Source organism: Zhenhengia yiwuensis, assembly GCF_014384995.1.
Classification (GTDB): Bacteria; Bacillota; Clostridia; order Lachnospirales; family Cellulosilyticaceae; genus Zhenhengia; species Zhenhengia yiwuensis.
The window spans coordinates 1-1,029 of sequence record NZ_JACRSY010000113.1; the positions used below are offsets into that span (position 1 = coordinate 1).

Here is a 1,029-nt window from a genome sequence, read left to right on the forward strand (position 1 = left end):
AAAATTTACGTTTAAATTAGACCCAGGTCTTGTAACTAGTAAATCTAGATATTTATACTTAAAGTTGACCCACCCTAGATTTACACCTAGAATTGACCCACTTCCTTACAATGTTTTTACATCATATCCTTGCTCTTTGAGATAAGAAAGGTTAATACTTACTTGTTTAGTATGTCTATCAAACTGGATAAAAGTATTATATTCTAGCAATCTTTCCTTAATAAGATCTTGCAGTAAGGCCTCTAGTCCGTTTAATGATTTAGTGCTTAGGGAGGTACCTGATAGGGATACCTTCCTTTGCAAAGTTAATTCTTCTAGACTTAGAAATTCACCTCCCTGATTTTCTACTAACTCATATTTCTTTAATGTTCTATTATAAGTATATTTTCCTTCTCTATAGACTCTATTTTTGAAAGCTTGATAATTCATTCCATACTTTTGAGTAACTATTTGAGCAGCGTGTTCATGACCTTTTGTATTAATGATAGTTATAACTTCATCTATTTCTTGTTCCTTCATCTTATATTTACCCATTTGTATCACCCTTTATTTTTGTCCTTTACTCTATAACTATCACCTGTTATACTAATAACGTGCGAATGATGTAAGAGTCTATCTAGTATAGCCGTAGCGGCTACTTGGCTTGTAAATACTTCATTCCATCTTTTAAATGGAAGATTAGTTGTTATAACGAGAGACTTCTTTTCGTATCTTTGCCGGATAAGTTGAAAGAATAAGCTCTCTTTTTCTTTGTCCATATTTATATAACCTAGCTCATCTATAATGAGCAAATCTATTTTATAGAGCTTCTTAAATTCCCTCTCTATATTTCCCTCATCTAATGCTTTAATAAGTTTATCCATTAATTCAGCTGCATTAATAAAAAGCACTTTAAATCCTTCTTTGCAAGCATTGATGCCTAATGCAGTAGCAATATGACTTTTCCCTACACCTGGTGGTCCGATAAGAATAACATTCTGCGTATGATACATAAAATCTAGTGTTTCTAGGCTTTTCAATTTTTGAGTA

Annotated in this window: 2 protein-coding genes; both read right to left on the minus strand. The window is 32.0% G+C overall.

The annotated features are described in order from the left end of the window. Positions 1 to 105: 105 nt before the first annotated feature. Positions 106 to 534 (minus strand): hypothetical protein, encoded by a 429-nt coding sequence (locus tag H8718_RS20265; protein ID WP_249334866.1) that lies wholly within the window; start codon positions 532 to 534, stop codon positions 106 to 108. A gap of 5 nt (positions 535 to 539) precedes the next feature. Next, the coding region (gene istB, locus H8718_RS20270) for an IS21-like element helper ATPase IstB (protein WP_249334867.1) at positions 540 to 1,029 on the minus strand (490 nt) is incomplete at its 5' end.